At 57.7% G+C, this 23,505-nt stretch carries 23 protein-coding genes; 13 read left to right on the top strand and 10 right to left on the bottom strand.

The window, feature by feature from the left end; genetic code table 11:
- Positions 1-37 precede the first annotated feature (37 nt).
- Positions 38-1,783: an arginine--tRNA ligase gene (argS, locus tag AC2FHX_RS01490; RefSeq protein WP_496700500.1), complete on the bottom strand. Its 1,746-nt coding sequence runs from the start codon at positions 1,781-1,783 to the stop codon at positions 38-40.
- A gap of 131 nt (positions 1,784-1,914) precedes the next feature.
- Here argS and AC2FHX_RS01485 point away from each other — a divergent pair, with 131 nt between their 5' ends.
- Positions 1,915-2,466, top strand: coding sequence for a putative pterin-binding protein (locus tag AC2FHX_RS01485; RefSeq protein WP_496700501.1), 552 nt, complete (start codon positions 1,915-1,917; stop codon positions 2,464-2,466).
- Here AC2FHX_RS01485 and AC2FHX_RS01480 read toward each other — a convergent pair.
- Complete coding sequence (locus AC2FHX_RS01480; protein WP_496700502.1) at positions 2,448-3,620, bottom strand: deoxyguanosinetriphosphate triphosphohydrolase; 1,173 nt, start codon at positions 3,618-3,620, stop codon at positions 2,448-2,450. The two genes, AC2FHX_RS01485 and AC2FHX_RS01480, sit on opposite strands and share 19 nt — an antisense overlap.
- A gap of 76 nt (positions 3,621-3,696) precedes the next feature.
- Here AC2FHX_RS01480 and AC2FHX_RS01475 point away from each other — a divergent pair, with 76 nt between their 5' ends.
- Complete coding sequence (locus AC2FHX_RS01475) at positions 3,697-4,020, top strand: HesB/IscA family protein (protein ID WP_142633331.1); 324 nt, start codon at positions 3,697-3,699, stop codon at positions 4,018-4,020.
- A 282-nt stretch (positions 4,021-4,302) separates the two neighbouring features.
- Positions 4,303-5,082, top strand: a complete 780-nt coding sequence (gene xth, locus AC2FHX_RS01470) for an exodeoxyribonuclease III (protein WP_496691102.1) — start codon at positions 4,303-4,305, stop codon at positions 5,080-5,082.
- A 4-nt stretch (positions 5,083-5,086) separates the two neighbouring features.
- Here xth and AC2FHX_RS01465 read toward each other — a convergent pair whose 3' ends face one another.
- Both AC2FHX_RS01465 and dksA read right to left on the bottom strand, forming a co-directional pair.
- Positions 5,087-6,238, bottom strand: coding sequence for an FAD-dependent monooxygenase (locus AC2FHX_RS01465; RefSeq protein WP_496700503.1), 1,152 nt, complete (start codon positions 6,236-6,238; stop codon positions 5,087-5,089).
- Positions 6,239-6,308: 70 nt separating this feature from the next.
- Positions 6,309-6,731 carry an RNA polymerase-binding protein DksA gene (dksA, locus tag AC2FHX_RS01460; RefSeq protein ID WP_142633326.1) on the bottom strand — a complete coding sequence of 141 codons (423 nt, stop codon included), beginning with the start codon at positions 6,729-6,731 and terminating at the stop codon, positions 6,309-6,311.
- Positions 6,732-7,104: 373 nt separating this feature from the next.
- Here dksA and AC2FHX_RS01455 point away from each other — a divergent pair, with 373 nt between their 5' ends.
- From AC2FHX_RS01455 to AC2FHX_RS01435, 5 genes are all read left to right on the top strand, one after another.
- A complete protein-coding gene (locus AC2FHX_RS01455; RefSeq protein WP_271948074.1) occupies positions 7,105-7,950 on the top strand; it encodes an AAA family ATPase in 846 nt (281 codons plus the stop codon).
- Positions 7,951-8,065: 115 nt separating this feature from the next.
- Positions 8,066-8,515 (top strand): GNAT family N-acetyltransferase, encoded by a 450-nt coding sequence (locus AC2FHX_RS01450; protein WP_496688347.1) that lies wholly within the window; start codon positions 8,066-8,068, stop codon positions 8,513-8,515.
- Entirely contained in the window at positions 8,512-9,864 is a 1,353-nt protein-coding gene (locus AC2FHX_RS01445) for a DUF2927 domain-containing protein (RefSeq protein WP_496700504.1), read from the top strand. The genes AC2FHX_RS01450 and AC2FHX_RS01445 overlap by 4 nt, the downstream gene beginning before the upstream one ends.
- Before the next feature lie 16 nt (positions 9,865-9,880).
- Positions 9,881-10,051, top strand: coding sequence for a hypothetical protein (locus tag AC2FHX_RS01440; protein ID WP_185956603.1), 171 nt, complete (start codon positions 9,881-9,883; stop codon positions 10,049-10,051).
- Between the two features lie 3 nt (positions 10,052-10,054).
- Positions 10,055-11,239, top strand: coding sequence for a vWA domain-containing protein (locus tag AC2FHX_RS01435; RefSeq protein ID WP_496700505.1), 1,185 nt, complete (start codon positions 10,055-10,057; stop codon positions 11,237-11,239).
- A gap of 36 nt (positions 11,240-11,275) precedes the next feature.
- Here the strand turns inward: AC2FHX_RS01435 and AC2FHX_RS01430 are convergent, their stop codons facing one another.
- A complete protein-coding gene (locus AC2FHX_RS01430; RefSeq protein ID WP_496691098.1) occupies positions 11,276-12,760 on the bottom strand; it encodes an inorganic phosphate transporter in 1,485 nt (494 codons plus the stop codon).
- A gap of 171 nt (positions 12,761-12,931) precedes the next feature.
- On the opposite strand from AC2FHX_RS01430, the gene AC2FHX_RS01425 reads away from it, so the two are divergent.
- On the top strand, positions 12,932-13,618 hold the full coding sequence (locus AC2FHX_RS01425; RefSeq protein ID WP_496695738.1) for a M48 family metallopeptidase: 687 nt from the start codon (positions 12,932-12,934) through the stop codon (positions 13,616-13,618).
- Between the two features lie 71 nt (positions 13,619-13,689).
- Here AC2FHX_RS01425 and AC2FHX_RS01420 read toward each other — a convergent pair whose 3' ends face one another.
- Genes AC2FHX_RS01420 through AC2FHX_RS01405 form a run of 4 tightly spaced genes read right to left on the bottom strand, consistent with a single transcriptional unit; the run spans position 13,690 to position 18,518 of the window.
- Positions 13,690-14,232, bottom strand: coding sequence for an RSP_2648 family PIN domain-containing protein (locus AC2FHX_RS01420; RefSeq protein WP_496700506.1), 543 nt, complete (start codon positions 14,230-14,232; stop codon positions 13,690-13,692).
- Positions 14,229-15,431, bottom strand: a complete 1,203-nt coding sequence (locus AC2FHX_RS01415; protein ID WP_496700507.1) for an RSP_2647 family RNA methyltransferase — start codon at positions 15,429-15,431, stop codon at positions 14,229-14,231. The genes AC2FHX_RS01420 and AC2FHX_RS01415 overlap by 4 nt, the downstream gene beginning before the upstream one ends.
- A 38-nt stretch (positions 15,432-15,469) precedes the next feature.
- Positions 15,470-15,742 (bottom strand): hypothetical protein, encoded by a 273-nt coding sequence (locus AC2FHX_RS01410; protein ID WP_281971953.1) that lies wholly within the window; start codon positions 15,740-15,742, stop codon positions 15,470-15,472.
- The gene (locus AC2FHX_RS01405; RefSeq protein WP_496700508.1) at positions 15,729-18,518 is read right to left on the bottom strand and encodes a [protein-PII] uridylyltransferase family protein; all 2,790 of its coding nucleotides are present in this window, start codon (positions 18,516-18,518) and stop codon (positions 15,729-15,731) included. Before AC2FHX_RS01405 ends, AC2FHX_RS01410 begins: the two co-directional genes overlap by 14 nt.
- Before the next feature lie 282 nt (positions 18,519-18,800).
- On the opposite strand from AC2FHX_RS01405, the gene AC2FHX_RS01400 reads away from it, so the two are divergent.
- From AC2FHX_RS01400 to AC2FHX_RS01385, 4 genes are all read left to right on the top strand, one after another.
- Positions 18,801-19,223, top strand: a complete 423-nt coding sequence (locus tag AC2FHX_RS01400; RefSeq protein ID WP_496695748.1) for a DUF2852 domain-containing protein — start codon at positions 18,801-18,803, stop codon at positions 19,221-19,223.
- Positions 19,224-19,286: 63 nt separating this feature from the next.
- A complete protein-coding gene (locus AC2FHX_RS01395; protein WP_142635100.1) occupies positions 19,287-19,718 on the top strand; it encodes an RDD family protein in 432 nt (143 codons plus the stop codon).
- 75 nt (positions 19,719-19,793) lie between these two features.
- A complete protein-coding gene (locus tag AC2FHX_RS01390) occupies positions 19,794-20,618 on the top strand; it encodes an arginyltransferase (RefSeq protein ID WP_496700509.1) in 825 nt (274 codons plus the stop codon).
- A gap of 6 nt (positions 20,619-20,624) precedes the next feature.
- A complete protein-coding gene (locus AC2FHX_RS01385) occupies positions 20,625-21,014 on the top strand; it encodes a VOC family protein (RefSeq protein ID WP_496700510.1) in 390 nt (129 codons plus the stop codon).
- Between the two features lie 135 nt (positions 21,015-21,149).
- Here the strand turns inward: AC2FHX_RS01385 and AC2FHX_RS01380 are convergent, their stop codons facing one another.
- A complete protein-coding gene (locus AC2FHX_RS01380) occupies positions 21,150-23,504 on the bottom strand; it encodes a TRAP transporter large permease (protein WP_496700511.1) in 2,355 nt (784 codons plus the stop codon).
- Position 23,505: the final 1 nt, after the last annotated feature.

Below are 23,505 nucleotides of genomic sequence, written 5' to 3'. Positions count from 1 at the left end.
ATTGCCTACCTCGTACCGGCGGTTCGGACGGTGTTGTTCACCGCATCTCCTGCGCCGGGGTAACGCCAAGAATACCCAAGCCTGCTGAAATCACAACAGAAACGGACCGGGCCAGTGCGATTTTTGACTGGCTTGTGGCAACATCGCCATCCTGAATAAACCGCAGCTGGGTTTCATCGTTGCCTTTGTTCCAAAGCGCGTGGAAATCCCCTGCAAGTTCATACAGATAGAAGGCAACCCGGTGCGGCTCATTGGTGCGCGCGGCGATCTCAACCAGACGCGGCCATTCGGCCAGCTTCTTGGCAACAGTCAGCTCAGAGGCATGGTCGATCTTACCCAGATCGGCGCTTTTAAGCGCTGGGTCCTGCGCGTCGATCCCGGCCTCAGCTGCACGGCGCAGAACACTCATCACGCGGGCATGGGCATATTGGACGTAGAAAACGGGGTTCTCGCGGCTTTGTTCCAAGACCTTGTCAAAGTCAAAATCCAGGGCAGCGTCATTCTTGCGGGTCAGCATCACGAAACGGGTCACATCCGGGCCAACCTGATCGACCACATCACGCAATGTGACGAAGTTCCCTGCCCGCTTGGACATCTTGAACGGCTCGCCGTTCTTCCACAGTTTCACCAGCTGGGTCAGCTTTATATCCAGCGGTACCTTGCCATCGGACAGAGCCGACACGGCCGCCTTCATCCGTTTGACATAGCCACCGTGGTCAGCGCCGAACACATCGATCAACGCGTCAAACCCACGGGTCACTTTGTCATAGTGATAGGCGATATCCGGGGCAAAATAGGTCCAGCTCCCGTCCGATTTCTTGACCGGGCGATCCACATCGTCGCCATGCTCGGTCGATTTGAACAGGGTCTGCTCACGTGGTTCCCAATCTTCGGGCTTTTTGCCCTTGGGCGGTTCCAGCACGCCCTCATAGATCAGGCCCTTGTCGGTCAGGGATTGCAACGCAGCTTCAATCCGACCCGTGCCATAGAGCGACTTTTCCGAGAAGAACACATCCATCTCAACGCCCAGCGCCTTCAGGTCGGCACGGATCAGGTCCATCATCGCTTCTGTCGAAAACTCGCGCAGATCCTCCAGCCAATCGCTTTCCGGCTTGTCGATCAGGCTGTCACCGTATTTCTCTTTCAACGCCTCGCCAATCGGGATCAGATAGTCGCCAGGATACAGGCCCTCGGCGATCTCGGGGCTCAGCCCGTTGGCCTCGCGGTACCGTTCATAGGCCGAGCGCGCCAACACATCGACCTGCGCACCGCCATCGTTGATATAGTATTCACGGGTCACGATATGGCCGGAATAGGCCAGCAAGCTTGCCAGCGCATCGCCAAACACCGCGCCCCGCGTATGACCCACATGCAAGGGGCCGGTCGGGTTGGCCGAGACGTATTCCACGTTCACCTTCTGCCCATGCCCCATGGTCGAGCGGCCATAATCCGTGCCCTGTTGCAGCACCGCAGCCAGAACACCCTGCCAGACTGATGGCGCCAACCGCAGGTTCAAGAACCCCGGCCCGGCAACCTCTGCACTTGTGATCCGATCATCCTCTGCCAGCTTTCCAGCCAGCGCATCGGCAATGTCGCGCGGCTTCATCTTGGCGGGCTTTGCCAGCACCATCGCCGCATTCGTTGCCATATCGCCATGCGCCGCATCACGTGGAGGCTCGACCGCCACGTTGTCAAAGCTCAACCCTTCGGGCAGCACGCCTTCGGACTGCATCTGTGCCAACGCGTCCAGCACAAGGCTGCGGATCTCGGAAAACAGGTTCATTTCGAATGTCCTTTTGCTTGCCCGGCGGTTTACCACGCAACACCGCAAGGTCAATGGAGGCATTCAATTTGCGCTTGGATAAAGACCTCTCCCCGCTAAGGTCTGTCAGATACACCTAAACGGAGAATCCCATGCGTTTTGCCCTGCCCGTTGGTCTGATTTTGTCGACCGCCCTTCCGGCTTTTGCTGAAATGCCTGCCCCGCAAGGCCATGTGCTGGTCACCCTTGGCGGCGCGGTTGGGGAAACCAACCTGCCCGCGCGCGGCGAGAATGACGGCGGCTTGCTGGGATATCTGGAGGTCACCCATGACGGGGCAGCTGGCTTTGACGCGGCATTGCTGGATAGTTTGGATCAGGTCGAGATCACAATTCCCTACGGCACAGAGGCCAACCAACGCGACATTACCTTTAGCGGCCCGCTTCTGTCTGATGTGATGGTCATGGCCGGTGCCGAAGGTAAAACGGCCAAACCAATGGCAATGGACGGGTACCAGGCAGAAATTCCCTGGCAAAGCATTTCGACCTATCAGCCCATCCTTGCGACCCACGCCGACGGCGCCCCCATGGGGATCGGAGGATATGGCCCAACGATGATCGTTTTCCCGCCAACCGACGAAGCTGAGGCAGCACAGGATCAGGCAGGTCAACAGGTATGGGCCTTGGCCTATATCGGAGTCGAATGATCTGCTGATATCGGGCGCCCTGTCAATCTTTCATGATCCTGTAGCGCAAACCTGTCGGTCATCCCGGCGATATAGTCCGATACGATCCGGGCTAAGGCAGTCTCATCCTCAGCCTCTTCAATGTCCGCGTGCCAGCGCGCGGGCATCTGCTTCGGATCGCCAAGGTAGATTGGAAACAAATCCTCGACCACTTTGCTGACCTCGGCGCGCACCGTCATCACCGACGGCGCCCTGTACATCCGCGAAAACAGGAAAGCGCGAATTTCCTTCAGTTGCGCCCAAAGGCCTGTTGAGAACTGAATGACCGGATAGCCAAGATGCCGGATCTCTTCGACGCTCTGGGCACCGGACCCTGCGATCAGAGCCCGAGACGTGTCGATCACGTCCGACACCATAACCCCAAACACCCGCCGCAACGCCTCATGCCGACGGCGATAGGGGTCGAGGCCCGGGTACTTGCGATCCACCTCCGCATAACAGTCGCCCACGATCGGCAGTTGCTGAATGTCCTCGTCGCTGAACAACTCCGCCCTCAGCCCGTCCAACAGGTCATGATTGTTATAGGCGATGTCGTCAGACAAGGCCGCCACCTGCGCCTCTGCGCTTGCGTGCGTGTACAGTTCCAGATCAAAAGCCGCATTGCATTCCGCCAGCGCCCAAGGCAAAGCCCCTTCTACCGGTCCATTGTGTTTTGCAATGCCTTCCAGGGTTTCCCACGTAAGGTTGCACCCATCGAACTCGGCATAATGACGCTCAAGCCGGGTCACGATCCGGATGGCCTGCGCGTTATGATCGAACCCACCATACGGCTGCATGATCTCATGCAAAGCATCCTCGCCAGTATGTCCGAACGGTGTGTGGCCAAGATCATGGGCCAGGGCAACCGCTTCGGTCAGTTCTGGATTCAAACCCAAGGCCCCGGCAATCGTCCGCGCCACCTGCGCGACCTCAATCGAATGGGTCAACCGGGTCCGATAGCTATCCCCTTCGTGCTCAACAAAAACTTGGGTCTTGTGCTTGAGCCGCCGAAAGGCGCTGGCATGAATGATCCGGTCCCGGTCGCGCTGAAAGCATGACCGGAAACTGCTCTCTTCCTCTGGCACCAACCGCCCTCTTGCGCGGTCGGGATCCGAGGCAAAACCTGCTCTGTCCAACGGTCTTGTCCTTGTCGCCTGTCCTTGGGCTTTCTATATGGTAGAGTGGTTAAGAAATAAACCTTTGGAGTTTGGCATGAATCTGCCCCCGACAGTTACAGAACGCGCCTTTGACCGCCTTGCCGAGATCGGCGCGGCCGATCAGGGTCAAGCCCTGCGTGTCGCTGTCGAAGGCGGCGGGTGTTCGGGCTTTCAGTACGAAATTGCATTGGACAAACCCAAAGACGACGATTTGGTTCTTGAGGGTAAGGGGCAGAAAGTCATTGTCGACGCAATCTCACTGCCGTTTCTTGAAAATGCGGTGATTGATTTCACGCAAGAACTGATCGGCGCACGCTTTGTTATCGAAAACCCAAACGCCACCTCCTCCTGCGGCTGCGGCACTTCGTTTTCAATGTGATCACCCGTGGGGGTTTCACCCCCACACCCCCAAGGTATTTCTAGCCAGATGAAGCAGGGATCCGCTCTCCGATTTCTAGACCGGAGAGCTTCACCTGGCGCGGTCATCGGCGCCTCCGCCTGTACCGCCAGCTGATTTTCGGAGATTCTGGTTAACGGTCCGTTTCTTCATCTGGCCAAAAATACCTCGGAGCGCGAGGCAGCGCCTCGCAAACCTGTTCTCCGCCTTGCCGTTGGGCCCGTTCTGGGCGATAGGTTGCCAAGGACTGTCGGAGGGTCGCGCATGAAAATCGCCACATTCAACATCAACGGCATCAAGGCGCGGGCCGAAGCATTGCCGCGTTGGCTGGATGATGCCCAGCCCGATGTTGTGCTGCTGCAAGAGATCAAGTCTGTCGACGATAACTTCCCCAGAGAGATCTTTGAGGCGCGCGGGTACAACGTGGAAACGCACGGTCAGAAAAGCTTTAACGGCGTTGCCATTCTGTCAAAGCTACCGCTCGAGGACGTCTCGCGGGGTTTGCCCGGTGATGATGAGGATGAACAGGCCCGCTGGATCGAGGCCACGGTCGTCGGCAAACAGGCGCTGCGTATCTGCGGGCTTTATCTGCCGAACGGCAACCCCGCCCCAGGGCCGAAATATGAGTATAAACTCGCCTGGATGGAACGGCTCTATCATCGCGCCCGCGATCTGATGAACGGTGAAGAGCCCGCGCTGATGGCAGGTGATTACAACATCATTCCCCAGGCCGAAGACGCAGCGCGTCCCGATGCCTGGCGCGAGGATGCATTGTTTCGCCCTGAAAGCCGGGCCGCATTTCGGAAAATTCTGAATCTCGGCTTCACCGAGGCCTTTCGCGCTGGCACGCAAGGTCCGGAACATTATTCATTCTGGGATTATCAAGCGGGTGCGTGGAACCGAAATGACGGGATTCGTATTGATCATTTCCTTCTGACCCCTCAGGCCGCTGACCTGTTGCGCGATTGCAAAATCGATTCCGAAATTCGGGGGCACGAAAAACCGTCAGATCATGTTCCGGTTTGGATAGATCTAGATCTGTAATCGGCTAAGCCGTGGCATCGAACTCATAGATCCAATCATATTTTCGGCCCAACCGCGATCCAACTGCCATCAACGCCAGTTGCGCCCCGACACGCATAGGGCCACGTAGATGGAAGTTGCGCGCGTTGGCTCCAGCGGCAGCGACCACCCGAGTTGCCCGCTGGCGACGGGTCGCTTCATAGGCGGCCAGTGCTTGCGAAACGCCGGATTGTTCTTCGAAAGACCGCCCCAGAGTCCAGGCATCTTCTAGTGCAAGGCAAGCACCTTGGGCCATGAAAGGCAGCGTCGGATGAGCTGCGTCGCCCAAAAGCGCCACACGCCCATTCTGCCAGCATTCAGCAACAGGGCGCAGGAACAATGCCCAGATATTCGGGTCCTGAACCTCTTGCAAAATCTCTTTGACCAAGCCGCCAAAACCTGCAAATCGCGCCTTCAGCTCTTCGGGGTCACCGCGCAGACGCCAGCCTTCTTCCTGCCAGTCAGACCTCTCTTCGATTGCCACGATGTTCATCAGGGTCTGATCGCGCAAAGGATACGTCACTACATGCCGTCCCGGCCCCATGGTTAGCACAGCGCAAGGGTTCTTGTTGCGTCGGTCCCATGGAATCGTCGCGCGCCAGGCAACCTGATGTGTGAATTTCGGTGTTTCCCTGCTAGTCAGGTCAGCACGAATTGCACTTTGGCCGCCGTCCGCGGCGACTGCACAATCAACCCGAAATCTCGCCCCCGTATCGAGGGTAATTTCGGCCTCGGACGGGTGCTTTCGCACCCGTTCCACACGCGCACCAAGGTGAAACTCTACCCCTTTTTGAACCGCCGCTTTGTAGAGAAGATCAAGCAGGTCAGCGCGATGGTAATAATAGGTAGGCCCGGCAGAGGGTGGCACGATTTTGCAGACCAGCCGCCCTGCCCGGTAATCACGAAGGACCGTTCCATGGGACAAAAGCCCAGCCTCGGGCGTGTCCGCAACAACCTTCAGCGCACGCAGCACAGCCATCCCGTTGGCGCTGATCTGAAGGCCCGCGCCAACCTCGGTCAATTCTGGTGCCTGCTCAAACACGGTCACCACGGCGCCGCGCTGTCGCAGGGTCAAAGCAGCCGCGAGGCCGCCAATGCCACCTCCGACTATGCCGAATTTCGATCCGCTGATGTTCATGTCACCGGCTTAACGCAAAAACGCCGGAGCAAAAGGCCCCGGCGTCTATGTTATCAGATTTTCCCAGCGATCAATCGTCGCGGTGGACCTTTTCGCGACGCTCATGCCGTTCCTGCGCCTCAAGCGTCATGGTCGCGATTGGGCGCGCATCCAAACGTTTCAGCGAAATCGGATCACCGGTCATCTCGCAATAGCCGTACTCGCCTTCATCAATCCGGCGCATGGCAGAATCGATCTTGGCAACCAGCTTGCGCTGACGATCGCGGGTGCGCAGTTCCAGCGCGCGATCGGTTTCTTCGCTTGCGCGGTCAGCGACATCCGGAATGTTACGGGTGTTGTCCTGCAGCCCTTCGATCGTATCGCGGCTGCCAGCCATTAGTTCGTTTTTCCAATCCAGCAGCTTGCGACGAAAATACTCTAGCTGCCTGTCATTCATAAATGGTTCGTCTTCAGCTGGACGGTAATCTTCAGGCAGAAAAACTTCCTGCTTCATTTTTGCTCCCTCGGTGTGGCCTGCAACGCCGGTCACTCTCTCATTACCTGACATGCGGCAATCCCCTTCTGCGGAGCGTTTATCTGACAGCGCAGTAATTGTCACTATGCAAACGTCGCCCCGGCGCCGCGCCATTGCGCTTGATCTAAATACGTCCAACCAAACAACAAAACCTTGTTTTTCTGTGAAAATTAACTGACCATTTCAGGGCAACTCCAAAAAGACGGCACCGGATGTTAGCGCACGAATCAACCAAAAGCATTGTAGTTACTCGGCAATTTCCCTTCATGCGACGCAGCGACCTAGCTTGTCAAAATTTCTGCTGCGCGGTAACCCCAAGGGCGCATTTCGCGCGACACTTGATGAGGGGCCAATGACCGCACGTTTCCAAGGAACAGCCGAATACGTCGCCACAGACGATCTGACCATTGCGGTAAATGCCGCCGTGACGCTGGAACGTCCCTTGCTGGTCAAAGGTGAGCCGGGAACTGGCAAGACCGAGTTGGCCAAGCAGGTGGCCGGAGCGTTGGGGCTGCGGATGATCGAGTGGAACGTGAAATCCACCACCCGCGCGCAGCAGGGACTGTATGAATACGATGCCGTCAGTCGTCTGCGCGACAGCCAGTTGGGTGAAGAGCGCGTGCACGACGTGTCGAACTATATCCGCAAGGGTAAATTGTGGCAGGCCTTTGAAACCGATGAAAAGGTCGTGTTGTTGATCGACGAGATCGACAAGGCCGATATCGAGTTTCCGAACGATCTGCTGCAAGAGCTCGATAAGATGGAGTTTCACGTCTACGAGACCAGCGAAACGATCCGCGCCAAGAACCGTCCGATCGTCATCATCACATCGAACAATGAAAAGGAACTGCCCGACGCCTTCCTGCGCCGGTGTTTCTTTCATTATATCCGGTTCCCTGATGAGGCCACGATGCGCCGCATCGTCGAGGTCCATCATCCCGGCATCAAAGATGCGCTTTTGACAACGGCTCTGACCCAGTTCTATGAGATTCGCGAAACTCAGGGCCTGAAGAAAAAGCCATCGACCTCAGAGGTGCTGGACTGGCTCAAGCTGCTGCTGGCCGAGGACCTGACCGCCGAAGACCTCAAGCGCGATGGCGCCAATGCCCTGCCCAAACTGCACGGTGCGCTGCTTAAGAATGAACAAGACGTGCACCTGTTCGAACGCCTGGCATTCATGGCCCGCAACAAACGCTGAGCCGGTAAACCCTCGGTGATCGCCGCTTGCCTTAGCAAGTCTCGGATGCAAGCATTGGTCTCAGGTTGCCCGGCTTGTCCGGGCAATTTACCATCAGACTCAACGGGACTCAGCAATGCCAGAAACAGTAACAATTCGAGCCTTGCATCCGACTGATCGCGAGGACTGGGCGGATATGTGGCGGGACTATCTGGCGTTTTATGAAACCACGGTTCCGGATTCCGTCTATGACAGCACTTTCTCGCGACTGCTGGGGGATGATCCGAACGATTTTTCTTGTTTCGTCGCGCAGGCCGACGGAGGGCTTGTGGGTTTGACCCACTTTCTGTTCCACCGCCATGCCTGGAAGGAAGAAAGCGTGTGCTACTTGCAGGACCTATTCGCCCGCCCCGAGGCGCGCGGCATGGGGGTCGGTCGCGCTTTGATTCAGGCCGTCTACGACGAAGCGGACCGGCAAGGTGCACCGTCTGTCTATTGGCTGACGCAGGATTTCAACCATACCGCGCGAAAGCTCTATGACAGGATCGGCAAACAGACACCTTTCATCAAGTATCAGCGCCCATGACGCGATGGCTCGCAATCTTGATCAGCTTTGTCCTGACCGCATGCGCCACGATTGAGCCTGCCGAAAGCCCACCCGAGATTGTGGACATCGAACCACCCCTGCCCCCTGCCAAGTCCTTTACGCGTGCATATCCCTCGCCTCCGGCGCGGTCGAATGAAAACATGGCAGCGGATTTCATCTCTCTGCATTTCGCACTGGAAGGGGGTACGGCACTGCCTGTTTTTACGCGGTTCGAAACCCCGATCACGGTGCGGTTGACCGGGGCTGCGACGCCCTCGCTTCAAAAGGATCTGGGCCGCCTGCTGACCCGTCTGCGCACTGAAGCCGGGATAGACATCAAACAGATCAAGGACGGTCAGGCCAACATCACGATCGCGGCGGTCAGTCAAAAAGAGATTCAGGCCATCCTGCCTCAGGCTGCATGTTTCGTGGTACCCAATGCCTCAAGCCTTGCGGAGTACCGCCGGGATCGGTTCAAACAGAAAAGCAGCTGGACCAAACTGAGCAGCCGTCAGCGACTGGGCATCTTCATTCCCGCCGATGCAAGTCCGCAGGAAAAACGTGACTGCCTGCACGAAGAGATCGCACAGGCGCTTGGCCCGCTGAATGACCTGTATCGCCTTCCGGACTCGGTATTCAACGATGACAATATCCACACGGTCCTGACCGGGTTCGACATGTTGATCCTGAAGGCCGCATATTCATCCCAACTGCACAGCGGTATGACACGTGAACAGGTCGAAACGGCCATACCCGAAATTCTCTCGCGTCTGAATCCGCGCGGTGATGCGGTGCCGGTACAGCCCATGTCGGAAACTCCACGAGCCTGGATTTCAGCAATTCAGAAATCCTTGCAATCCAATCGCAGCCAGCAATCGCGCATGAGACAGGCCCGCAAGGCAGCCCGAATTGGCAAGGAACAAGGTTGGACCGATCACCGGCGCGCTTACCCTCATTACCTGATGGGCCGCATGGAACAGTTCGATGATCCGCAAGAGGCGTTGCGCCAATATGATATTGCCCTGCAGTTTCTGCGCGCTACACCGGGCACGGAATTGCATCAATCCTACATCACGACCCAACTGGGCGCCTTTGCGCTTTCGCAAGGCAATGGGCCAGAGTTCCTGCCCGAAATCGACGACGCTATTAACGTGATGACACGGGCTGAGAACGCCTCGCAGCTTGCAACGTTGTTGTTGCTGAAAGCCGAGGTCCTGAATGAAATAGGCCGTTCCGCAGAGGCACGTTCCGTCAGGCTGGACAGTCTGAGATGGGCACGATACGGCTTTGGCTCGGATGTAGTGGCCCGGTCGCTTATGCAGGACGTCGCAGAAGGACCAGTCAATTAACGGGGGCGATTAACGCATGATAGTGGTTCTGGGACTGGCGGTGCTGGGTGCGCTCCTTGGGGCGCTGACCGCGCGCAAACGCAACGGCAGCGGCGCTGATATCGCGCAATATGCAGCCGGATATGGAATCGCCTTCGCGCTGGTCGGGCTTATCCTGTCCTTGGTTCTGGTTCGCTTTGTGGTGTAGCCCATGTTTGTTCCCTTTTTCGAAAACCTTCGCAAAGCCGGTATCCCCGTATCCCTGCGGGAATATCTGACCTTTCTGGAGGGTATGAAAAAGGGGCTGGCAACCTATGATGTCGAGGCGTTCTATTACCTCGCCCGCGTGTCGATGGTGAAGGACGAACGCAATATCGACAAGTTCGACCGCGCTTTTGCCGCCAGCTTTGAAGGGCTGGAACAGATCGGGTTCGAACAGGTCCTCGAAGCCGTCGACATCCCTGCCGAATGGCTGGCGAAGATGGCGGAAAAGCACCTCAGCGAAGAGGAAAAAGCCGAGATCGAGGCCCTTGGCGGATTCGACAAGCTGATGGAGACGCTGAAAGAGCGGCTCAAGGATCAGCAAGGCCGCCATCAGGGTGGCAACAAATGGATCGGCACCGCCGGAACCTCGCCCTTCGGGGCCTATGGGTACAATCCCGAAGGCGTGCGGATCGGTCAGAAGGAAAGCCGCCATCAGCGCGCGGTCAAGGTCTGGGACAAGCGTGAGTTCAAGAACCTCGACGACACGGTCGAACTGGGCACGCGCAACATCAAGGTCGCGCTGAAACGCCTGCGCCGCTGGGCCCGCGAGGGTGCGGCGGAAGAGCTTGATCTGGACGGCACCATCCGCGCAACAGCCGAGCATGGATATCTAGATGTCAAAACCCGGCCCGAACGGCACAATGCCGTCAAGGTTCTGTTGTTTCTGGACGTCGGAGGCTCAATGGACCCACATATCAAAGTGGTGGAAGAGCTGTTCTCGGCCGCAAGAACCGAATTCAAGCATCTGGAATATTACTACTTCCACAACTGCCTGTACGAAGGTGTCTGGCGTGACAACATCCGCCGCTGGGACCAGCAGACGCCGACCCATGAGGTGCTGCGCACCTATGGTCCCGATTACAAATGCATCTTCGTCGGCGACGCCTCGATGAGCCCTTATGAGGTTGCCTATCCCGGCGGTGCCAATGAACACTGGAACCAGGAGGCTGGCCAGATCTGGCTGCAGCGGGCGCGCGACCATTGGGCATCGAACCTGTGGATCAACCCAGTGCCTGAGAAGTATTGGGAATATACCCACTCAATCGGAATGATCCGCGAGATTTTTCAGGATCGGATGGTGCCGATGACTCTGGCCGGGCTGGAAAAAGGAATGCGCGAGCTGACGCGATAACGCCAGCCCGCGGATCAGGTTCTGCCGAGGCCGGGATTACCCGGCGATGGCCTGAATGCCCAGAAACAAAACACCCGACAACACAGCCGCCGCGGGCACGGTAATAATCCAGGCTGCAATAATCGTCATAAAGTGCGAGCGGCGCACCAGCTTGCGCCGGCGGCGTTCTTCCGGTGCCAGAACCGTCCGCTCAGGCACTGTAATGCGGGCTTTACGCAGCCGTCTTTCAGCATCCCATTCCCGGAAGAAGCCGACACCAAAGACGGCACCCACTGCAATATGGGTCGAGCTTACGGGAAGACCCAGCCAACTGGCCACGATAACGGTGATGGCTGCGGACAGCGCAACGCAATAGGCACGCATCGGGTTAAGTTTGGTTATTTGGCTGCCAACCATTCGGATCAGTTTTGGCCCAAACAGGAACAGGCCAAACGAAATGCCAAAGGCGCCGATGATCATGACCCAATAGGGAATACTGATCGCCTGGGTGAAATCACCCGAGGCAGAGGCTTGCACGATGGCTGCCAAAGGCCCAACGGCATTGGCCACATCATTGGCCCCATGTGCAAAGCTCAGCAATGCGGCGGATACGATCAGAGGGATGCCGAACAATACTTTGAGGGATTTATTGCGGTTCTCCAGACCTTCGGATTGACGCCGAATAACCGGAATCATCACGGCCCAGACCAGCCCACCACAGGCGGCCCCGATCAACAAAGCCGTGCCGAGGTCGATCTTGACGATCTTCTTGAGCCCCTTCAGCGCCAGATAGCTGGCAAAAGCCGCCGCCATGATACCAACCAGCATCGGCACCCATTTCCGGGCCGCTGCGATCTTGTCGTCCTGATAGATAATCCGGGACTTGATGAACCAGAGAAATCCTGCGGCGACCAGACCGCCAAGCATAGGCGAGATAACCCAGCTGGCCGCGATCTTGCTCATCGTCCCCCAGCTCACTGCGCCAAAACCGGCTGCGGCGATCCCCGCCCCCATGACGCCTCCGACAACCGAGTGGGTCGTGGACACAGGCGCTCCGACCCAGGTCGCTAGGTTGACCCAAAGCGCTGAAGACAACAAAGCCGCCATCATCGCCCAGATGAATACAGTCTGCGTTCCCATGCTTTCAGGAGCGATAATGCCCTTGGCGATCGTGGAAACAACGTCACCTCCAGCGATCAGCGCGCCGGCACTTTCGAATATGGCAGCAATCGCGATGGCGCCCCCCATGGTCAACGCATTGGCCCCGACCGCCGGTCCCATATTGTTGGCAACATCATTGGCCCCTATATTCAGCGCCATATAAGCCCCAAACATTGCCGCAAGCACTACGATCAGCGTGTTGTTGCCTTGTCCGAACAGGAAGGCTGCCACAAGACCTGCGACAACGATAAAAGAAAGCGCGATGCCAGACCCGACAAATGGGCGACCCACCTGGGAGGTTGCCACTTCTAGCCGAGAAAAGCGTCTAAGGTCGCGGTCAAGCGTTTCCAGGTGACGGGCTTCGTGGTCATTGTTGGACATTGTGTATTCTCCGACGAGTTCCCGTGCGGATAAGGCGGCAGGCGGCGTTTTTCAACAGTTAGAATCCGAAAGAACCCAGTTTCCACTGCGTCATGGCAGCTAGGAGACCTTTCAGGCCCACGGAAACGCTGATGCCTTGCCCTTGTGTCTGCTTATCCCCATATCAGAACCATGCTCCGAATTACTCCGATTCTTCTGGCGGTTCTGTATGCCGTGGTGATGTACCGGATCTCGGTCTGGCGCACCCATCGCGAGCTTGACCTGAAATCGACCGAACTGGCCGATCCCGCCCTCAAGCGTATGACTGACCGGCTGGCGGCGGCGCTGGGGATCGAGAGGGTTCCGGTCTATATATATGAAATCGACCCGGTGAACGGGCTTGCGGCTCCGGATGGACGAATATTCATCACACGCGGGTTTTATCGCAAGTTCCTCAATGGCGAGGTTTCCGCCGAAGAGATGGCGAGCGTCATCGCACATGAACTGGGGCATGTGGCCTTGGGTCATGCACGTCGACGGATGATTGATTTTTCTGGACAGAATGCGTTGCGGACAGCCTTGATGCTGCTTCTGAGCCGGTTCGTCCCATTCATCGGTGCGATGATTGCAAACGCGCTGACTGCGCTTTTGGCGTCGCGCCTGTCACGTGGGGATGAATATGAAGCAGATGAATATGCCGCCGCCCTGCTAACCAAAGCCGGGATCGGCATCGGCCCGCAAAAGTCTCTGTTTCACAAGCTTGAGGATTTGACGCAGCAACGCGCAGGCGTTGTACCCGCCTGGTTGATGAGCCATCCCAAAACGGATGAGCGGATTGCGGCGCTGGAAGTGCTTGAGCAGCGTTGGGCGCGTGGCTGAGGCTCGGCGGCGAGAGGCCAGCCTCTCGCGCTCTCCGAGGTAATTTTAGCCAGATGAAGCAGGGATCCCACTTAGCTGGCGAGCGCTTTGCCCAGACGCGGCAAGCGGGCTTTTTTCATCAATCCACGCAAAGTCCATGTATCGCCTGACAGACGGTTTGCTTCGGCCAGTACCTGCTGTGCAAGCTGGTCCAGCCCTTGCGGGTCGTTATACCAGAAACCATACAGCAGACTGTCAGGGTCACGCCGCTCAAGCCCTTCTTCTGCAAGAATATTTCTGGGGAAATCCTTGGCGTTGACCGTGACGATGATATCCGCTGACGCGGCTACTGCAGTGGCCAAAACGTGGATATCTGCTGCGTCCGGCAGCCAGAGCCGAGCCTGCAGACCGTCATTGGCTGGGCGTTCTGCCTTGGGCCATTTGACCTGCGTCAGGGCAATCTCGGCACGGGCCTGCGCCTCGCCCTCGGGGCCCAGTTTGCGTGCGGCGCGGGCCCATTCCTCGAGGATGCGCGCCGACCATATAGGGGTGAAATGACCTAGTCGGGCGGTGCCCAACAGCATCTCACGCATCACCGTTGGATAGATGACGCAGGTATCGAGTACAGCCTTCATAACCGGTAGAACACGGCCTTGAGGTAACCGCTTTCAGCCAGCTGCGGCAATTGCGGGTGATCAGACCCGGCAAAGCCCGTATGGATCAGTTGGGCTGAGCGCCCGGCGCGCCCGATGCCACGGGATGAGGCGTCGCGGAAGCGGCCCAGATCAGCAGCGTGCGAGCAAGAGCATAAGCCCAGATATCCGCCCGGCTTGACCAGTGTGGCGGCCAATCGCGCAATGCGTTCATAAGCCCGCAGCCCTGCATCCAGCGCCTGCCTTGATGGTGCAAATGCGGGAGGATCACAGATAACGACGTCAAATTTAGCGCCTTCGTCGTTCAACTGAGCCAACACATCAAAGGCATCGCCTTGGCGCGTGTCGAATTGATCGGCAAAGCCAGAAGCCTCGGCCCCTTTTGCGGCCAACTCCAATGCCGCGGCCGACCCGTCGACCGACAGCGCCTGTCCGGCACCACCCGCCAGCATCGCCAACCCGAAGCCTCCGACATGGCTGAAGACATCCAGAACCTGAGCCTTGGGTTGAACCAGCTGCGCAGCAAAGGCGTGATTGGGGCGTTGGTCATAGAACAGGCCTGTTTTCTGACCGCCCGCCAAATCCGCCATATAGGTTGCACCGTTCATCAACACGGGCAAAGGCGCATCTGGGACAGTGCCGCGCAAGGTCAGGTTGACATCATCCAACCCTTCCAGACCGCGTGTCCGGCCCGAGGCGTTTTTCAGCACGGTCGTCACGCCGGTCACAGCGACCAGCGCGTCGGTCAACATGTCGAGATACGCCTCGGCCCAGGCGGCGTTTGGCTGGATCACACAGGCCTCACCGAACCGGTCGATGATGACACCCGGAAAGCCATCCGCCTCGGCATGGATCAGGCGGTAAAAGGGCGAGTCAAACAGGCGTTCGCGCATATCAAGCGCGCGGCGCAGACGGGTTTCGAACCAATCAGCCGTCAGCTCGGCGTCAGGATCGCGGTCCAGCACACGGCACATGATTTTCGATTCAGGATTGACCGCCACCAACGCGATCGGCGCGCGATTTTCATCCTCGAGCACGGCCAGCGCGCCAGCAGGGATTTTGCGCGTGCGACGGTCGGTGACAATGTCATTGGCATAGACCCACGGGAAGCCATGGCGCAGGCCGCGCGCATTGGCTTTGGGTTTCAGGCGGATACGGGGACGGACTGCAGTTTGGGTCATGGCGACCTCATAGTCGCGAACGCGCCGAGGGGAAAGCCCTAGCGGTTGCGAGACCGCCAACCACCGCGCCGTTTCGGGGCCTGAGCAGATTGCAACCCTTCGGTCAGCACCTGTGTCATTGGGTGATCGGCCTCATCTTTGGCATAGATGGCGTGCAGGTCAGACAGGGCTTGCCTCTGATCACGCCCCTCCGGAAGGCTTAACGCCCAGTCCAGAAAGATACTGCGACATTCGGGCAATGTGATGCCATCGATGCGATAGGCCTCGCGGATCAGGCCTTTGTGATCGTTCGGATCGTCATTGCGCGGCATCTTTATCCTCCTGAATCACGCGGCCGATAATTTCGGCGGCGATATCGTAGCTTTCCTGCAACGCGGCCTGCAACTGTTCTACCTGCTCATACCCGGTGGCCCGACACAGGAAGGCGGAACCGCCCTCTCCGATTTTATCGGCCTCGATAACCTTACCTGACAACAGCCGAGCTGCGCATTGCACAGACCAGCATAGATCGTAGCAATCCTTCAACGTTTGCGCCTGAGCGACATCCAAAAGCGCGGCTGCGACTGCACCGTCCAACCCGGCATGTACATCGCGCTTTGCAACACCGGACAGTAAAGCGCCTGTTTCGGCCATCAGCTCTATGTCCATCATGCGTCCGGCCCCATTCTTGGCATCCCAAATACCGGCGGGGGTTTTCGCGGCTGCCAGACGCGCGCGCATTTCGGCAACTTCGCGCAAAACCTGCGCCTGATCGCGGGAGCGCGAAACAAGCTCTGTTCGAAAGCTCTCGATATCGTCGGCCAGAGAGGGCTCACCGGCGACGGGGTTTGCGCGTGTCAGGGCAAGGTGTTCCCACACCCAGGCCTCATTCTGCTGATAGTTCGTGAAGCTGGCCCAACTGGTCGCCACCGGCCCCTGATTGCCCGAGGGGCGCAGCCGCATGTCGACCTCATAAAGTCGCCCCTGCGACATCGGGGCCGACAGCGCCGTGATCAGTGCCTGCGTGAACCGGGCATAGTAGGTCCGCGTGGCAAGAGGCCGTGGGCCCTCGGACATGTCCTGATCCAGCGGGTCGTAGATCACGATCATATCCAGGTCAGATTGCGAGTTGATCCGCCCTGCCCCTAGGGATCCCATGCCTAGCACAGCGGCACCGCGACCAGGTGCGGGCCCGTGTTTGCTGGTGAACTGCTCCACAACACATGGCAGGATCGCAGCGATCACCGCGCTTGCAAGTTCGGCATATTGCTGCCCCGCCTGCACGCCGTCGATCAACCCGCGCAGATGGTGAACGCCGATCCGGAAATGCCATTCCTTGCACCAGCGCCGCGCCAGATCAAGCTGGCTTTCGTAGTCTTGTTCCTGCGACAGCTCTTGTTCCAGTTCGTCCTGGAGCACGGCTTGGCCCGGCCAGTCGTCAAAGAAGCTGCCGCCAATCACCGCATCAAAGACCGAGGCGTTGTGCGACAAATGCGCGGCCAATGCATGCGACGTGCCTACTATATCGACAAGCAGGTCGATAAGCTGCGGGTTGGCCTCGAACAGAGAAAACAGCTGCACGCCCGCAGGCAACCCGCGAAGGAACCCGTCCAGTGCCAGCAGCGCCTCATCCGGTTGGGCGGTTTTGGCAAGACGCGTCAGCAGCTCGGGTTTCAGCCGTTCGAAAATCCGCGCTCCGCGCTGAGAACGCAGTGATGGGTAGGTCGTCCAGCGCGCCAATATGCTTTCGTCAAATTCAACTTCTGGCAAAGGTGCACGAGCTGTCGGGCCGGGGGCGAAAAAACCTTCGGTCAACTCATGAACCTCGGTCAGCCGCCGTTTCAGATCCGCAGTCAGATCGGCGCTATCAATCCCCATCAGGCATGCAATCCGCTCAATCCCGTCCGAGGATTGCGGAATCTTATGGGTCTGCGCATCATGGATCATCTGAATGCGGTGTTCGACTTCGCGATGCGCGCGGTAGTGATCGGTAAGCTTTTCAGCCACGTCCTCGGGCACCCACCCTTTGCCGGCCAAAGCCGCCAATCCCGGTACAGTGCCACGCACGCGCAGGTCCGTATCGCGACCTCCGGCAATCAACTGTCGGGTCTGAGTGAAGAATTCGATCTCACGTATCCCGCCTTGCCCTAGTTTCATATCATGACCCGGAATGGTCAGCGCACCGCCTGTCCCTTTGTTTTCGCGGATACGCAAGCGCATGTCATGGGCATCCTGAATAGCGGCGAAGTCCAGATGCCTTCGCCAGATGAAGGGGCGGAGCGTATCCAGGAAACGCTGCCCCGCAGCGATATCGCCAGCGCAGGGGCGCGCTTTGATATATGCAGCGCGCTCCCAAGTGCGGCCCAGACTTTCATAGTACCGTTCGGCAGCTTCCGCAGCCAGACAAACTGGCGTCACCGCAGGGTCAGGCCGCAGCCTTAGATCCGTGCGAAATACATATCCATCCGCTGTCTTGTCACTGAGTGTGGCGCAGAAATTCCGTGTCGCCCGGACCATCCCTTGCCGCGCTTCATAGAAATCGTCCGGATCATAGCGCGTTTCGTCAAACAAAACGATCAGGTCGATATCAGAGCTGTAGTTCAACTCATGCGCACCCATCTTGCCCATGGCCAATATGATCATCCCCGCGGCAGAGGCGACATCATCTTCGGTCATCCCCGGCAATTTACCTCGCCGGATCAAGGTTGCAATCTCGGCCTTGGCGGCAACATCCGCTACCATGGCCCCGAAATCGGTTAGTGCCCCTGTAACTTTTTCCAACGGCCACGCCCCTGCCAGATCCGCCAGGGCGGTCAACAGCGCCAAACGCCTCTTGGCCTGCCTCAGCCCCGGCCTGAGTTGATCCGCAGGCAAGGCCCTTGCGGTTTCCATAACGGATGCAAGCATCGCGTCCGGTTGCGCCAAAGCTTGCGGTAGCCAGTCGGCTTCCAGATCAATCAGGCCTTTGAGATAGGGGCTGGAGCCCGCAGCCCCTGCGATCAGTTCCCCCTGCTCAGGTGTAATGCCACCCACTGCATCGCGCGCTTCGGAACCAAGTGAAGGATCAAAGGCGCGCGGTACACGGTTGACGGCAAGAAGTCCTGTCATTTCATCTCCGATGACGTGGTTTCAGTATTTCTCTGGCCAAATATCTGACCCGACATTGCAACAATTTGGCGCTTAACTCAAAACAGCGCCGCAGCAGACAACCCAGCCAATGTTTGAAAGAAACCGTGGTGCGTTAGACTGAAATTGCGCTTGTTCAGATGTCAGGTCAACCATCCGAAATTCAGAAATGTAAATCATTTTCACATTGACCTCTTGTAACTGGGTTTGGTGCCCCCATCTATTCAATGTGAAAACAATTTACATCTAACCCGGAGAGCACCAATGACCGCATTGACCGAACACGCCGTCCCTGAAAACCCGGGATGGCTCAGCCGCGCAGAAGCCTGGCTTGACGATAAAGGCAAAGGGGCCTGGATCGCAGCCATGGTCCTTGGCTTTATCTTTTTCTGGCCCGTCGGCCTGGCCCTTCTGGCCTACATGATCTGGAGCAAACGTATGTTCAACAAATCCTGCAGCCGTCGCAAATCCTGGCACAGCCACATGAGCGCAATGAAACCCTCGGGCAACAGCGCATTCGACGCCTACAAGTCCGATACTCTGGCTCGGCTGGAGCGTGAGCAACAGGAATTCGAAGCGTTCCTGCATCGTCTGCGCGAAGCGAAAGACAAGGCCGAATTCGACCAGTTCATGGATGAACGCGTCCGCGAGAACCGCGAAAGCGACGAATCCGGCGATAACGCCTGATCGACCTTGCCCTGTTCCGACAATCGGGACAGGGTATTTGAAACATCTACCGGAATGACCCGTATGCACTCTTTGCCAGACCCGAACCGGCAGCCCGAGTTTTACCAGTCCGTCACGACCAAACGGTTCCTGGCCTGGCTGTTCGATATCGCCTTTATTTCGCTGCTTTGTACCGTCGCCATCGTCCTGACCCTCGGGCTCGGCGTACTGATACTCGCCCTGATTTATGCGGTGGTCAGTTTTGTCTATCGCGTCGTCACAATCGCCAACGGCTCGGCCACTCTGGGTATGCGTTTCATGGGGGTCGAACTACGCGACGCTTTTGGTGAACGAATGGACACAGGTAAAGCGGTCGCACACACAGCCGGTTATTTTGTCAGCATGGCATTTCCGGTGCTGCAAATCATTTCAGTCATCATGATGCTGACCGGCGCGCGCGGCCAGGGCCTGACTGACACCCTTCTCGGCACGGTTATGATTAACCGTCGCGCTTAAAAGACTGTCGCGTGAATCACTTGGCGGCTCCGGGAACGGTTGTTATCATCCCGTTTCAGGAACCATAGGACATTCATGCGACACACGCTGCCAATCGCGCCGCAATTCTACGTTACGGCCCCTCAGCCTTGCCCTTATCTTGAGGGCAAGATGGAGCGTAAGCTGTTCACAGCCCTGCAAGGCGAAGGCGCGAATCAACTGAATGACTCCCTTTCCCAGCAAGGGTTTCGACGGTCTCAAAACGTCCTATACCGCCCTTCCTGCACCGATTGCGCCGCGTGTTTGTCCGCGCGGATCGACGTTTCGGCCTTTCAACCCAGCAAAAGCCAGAAACGCGCGGTCAGGCGGAACTCAGATCTGCGACGCCGGGCGAATTCCCCATGGGCTACCGACGAACAATATGACCTGTTCCGCACCTATCTTGACACCCGACATGCGGATGGCGGCATGGCGGATATGGACGTCTTCGAATTTGCAGCCATGATCGAAGAGACCCCCATACGCAGTCGAGTGGTCGAATACTCAGACCCCGAATCCGGTAATCTGATCGCTGTCAGTTTGACCGATGTCTTGGATGACGGGCTGAGCATGGTCTATTCATTCTATAGCCCGGATCAGCCCCAGAATTCACTGGGCACGTACATGATCCTGGATCACATCGACATCGCACGCGAGGCGGGTCTGCCCTATATCTATCTTGGCTACTGGGTGCCTGGCAGCCCGAAAATGGGATACAAATCCCGCTTTGCAGGGCTGGAAGTGTACAGTCAGGGCGAATGGAAACGGGTCAAGGATCCCTATGACATTGCACATGACGGCCACCACCCGCTGTCCACAGCCCCCATCGCCGAACAGGTTGCCAGCATCCAACTGCCTGATCGTCACCCGACCAAAGGCTGAAACTTGATGCAACAAAGCCTCCACGCCGTTACGCTTGTCGTGCCGGATTACGATGATGCCATCGCCTTTTTCACGCATACACTCAGCTTCTCCCTGACGCAGGACATCGACTTGGGCGCTGGAAAAAGATGGGTCCGCGTAAGCCCACCCGGATCCACCGGGGGCTCACTTCTACTCGCCAGGGCCGCCGATGCAGATCAGAGAACCGCAATCGGCAACCAGACAGGTGGTCGGGTCGGCTTCTTTCTGGAAACAGACAATTTCGACCGCGACTATAAGGCCATGCTGGCCAAAGGCGTCCATTTCGAAGAAGCCCCGCGCCATGAACCCTATGGAACCGTAGCAGTCTGGCAGGACCCTTTCGGCAACCGCTGGGATCTGATCCAATTCACCTGATCCGCATCTTCATCTGGCCAAAAATACCTCGGGGTTGAATTGGCCGCAGGCCAAGAAGGGGCTGGCCCCTTCTACCTACAAACAAAGCAAAGGGGGCCCGCTGGCCCCCTTTTCATTTGAACACCTGATCTTTGATCAATTCGGGATCAGATCCGGCACGATGGTCACAATCGCAGGGAAGAACCAAAGGATTCCGATACCGACCACCTGGATCAGCACAAACGGTACAATCCCACGATAGATATGGCCGGTGGTCACTTCTTTCGGCGCGACCCCGCGCAGATAGAACAGCGCAAATCCAAAAGGTGGTGTCAGGAACGAGGTCTGCAGGTTCACCGCCACCATGATCGTCACCCATTTCGGATCAAAAGACCCGCCGTAGATTACCGGGCCTACAATCGGGATCACGATGTAGATGATTTCCAGGAAATCCAGTACGAACCCAAGGAAGAACAGCACCAGCATCACGATCAGGAAGACTGTGAATTCATTGTCAAAGCTCTTGAGGAACTGCTGGATATAGTGCTCACCGCCGAACGAGATCACCACCAGATTCAACAGCTGTGACCCGATCAAAATGGTGAACACCATTGAGGTCACTTTGGCGGTTTCCCGCACCACTGGGGTCAGCACGCCGCTGGAATACAGAACCCAACAGCCGAACAGCAAACCGAACAGGGCATACAGATAGGCCGCATAGGCTATGATGAAGGCAATCCAGGTTTCGGCCGAGGCGCTGCTCTGATTGATGCGCAGATCAAAATTGACCCCCATCAACAGGGCAATGACCACGGCGAAGGTGGCCCAGATGATGACCTTGCCGGACCGCTCCTGATCTTGCAGCTTGCGATAAGCCGCGAGCATGATTGCACCACCCGCGCCCAGTGCCGCCGCCGGGGTCGGGTTGGTCACCCCACCCAGGATCGACCCCAGCACCGCGATGATCAGAACCAGCGGAGGAAAGACCACCCGGATCAGATCATTGGTGGCACAGCGCGCCGCAGCCTCTTTGCAGCCATAGATGGCCAAGGCAAAGGGCAACGCCAGCATCACAAAGGTCAAACCTGACGACGTTGTTGGCGACACGAACAGAATATCGACAAGCAACATCAGGATCAGACCAATGGCCCCAAGGATCAGCGGCTGCGGCGACCGAGACGGCGCGATGCCCCGACCCATCACAATGGTCAGACCCAGCAACAGAACCATCACCGCAACACCCGTTCCAATCGGAGCGGCGTTGGCAATCTTCTCCTGCTGCGCGGTGGCAAGCTCTTCCTCGGTCAGACGAGTTGATTCTGCGGCACCACCTGCGTCATCAATGGCCGTTTGCTCGGCCACGGCCTGATCCCAAGCGGATTGACCATGCAGCTCGATCATCGAGGCTTTGCAGGTTTCGGAAACGTTGGTCCGCAGCGATGCGCCCTGCCCGATATCGGAGAAGGCCGAGACCGAGACATTTTGGCTGCCGATGACCCCTAGATTGCCCAGCAGAACCGTACCCACGATCAACGCGACAGGTGCACCCAGCAACCAGGTGAAACCTTCTGAACGGGTAATGGGCTCTCCGCTGCCGCCGGTCATGGGCACCGCAGGCGCCTTATGCGGATTGAGCAGCGCATAGCCAAAGGCATAAAGCGCATATAGCAGCGCCAACATGATCCCTGGCAGCAAGGCGGCCTGGAACAAAGTACCGACCGAGACAACCGCAGGCTCACCCAGATAGGTCAGTGCGTCTGTACACCCGGCATCAACCGCGCGCGTTTCTTGCGCGGTGGAATACAAGTCACCGGCCAGAGTTCCCAGCAAAACAATCACGATCGAGGGCGGGATGATCTGCCCCAGCGTACCTGAAGCCGCAATGACACCCGTCGCCAATTCAGGCGAATAGTTGTTGCGCAGCATGGTTGGCAGCGCCAGCAAGCCCATGGTTACAACGGTCGCGCCCACGATCCCGGTTGAGGCCGCAAGAAACGCCCCCACGACCACAATCGAAACGGCCAGACCACCCGGCAACGGTCCAAAGACGCGCGCCATTGTGGTCAGCAGATCATTGGCGATCTTCGACCGTTCAAGCGTGATGCCCATCAGCACGAACATCAAAACCGCCAGAAGGGTTTCAATGGACTGTCCGGCCAGAACACGCTCGTTCATGCGGTTCACGATGAACGACACGTTGCGGTCCAGAGCGGTTTCCCAGCCCGAGACAAAAACAGGCTCGGCAATCCTTGGTAAGTCCGGGAAGCGGAACACTGATATGGTATCAGGTTTAACCCCCGTGCTGACCAGATCCTGATACGCCGCAGAGCCGGTGTCGATCGCCTGGTGAATCAGCAAACCTGCGCTGTCCAATGCGGCGATGATGCCGAATGAGATCACTCCTGCCCCGCCGATGGCGAAGGCCACCGGAAAACCGGATAGAATACCTCCGAAGAGGCAGAAAAATACGATAATGAGGCCTATCTCGACGCCATCAAGTCCGAATAGCATT

The organism is Ruegeria sp. CDSC042 (assembly GCF_059610745.1).
Note: the sequence above shows the minus strand (reverse complement) of the source record. Positions and strands in the feature narration are given on the sequence as shown.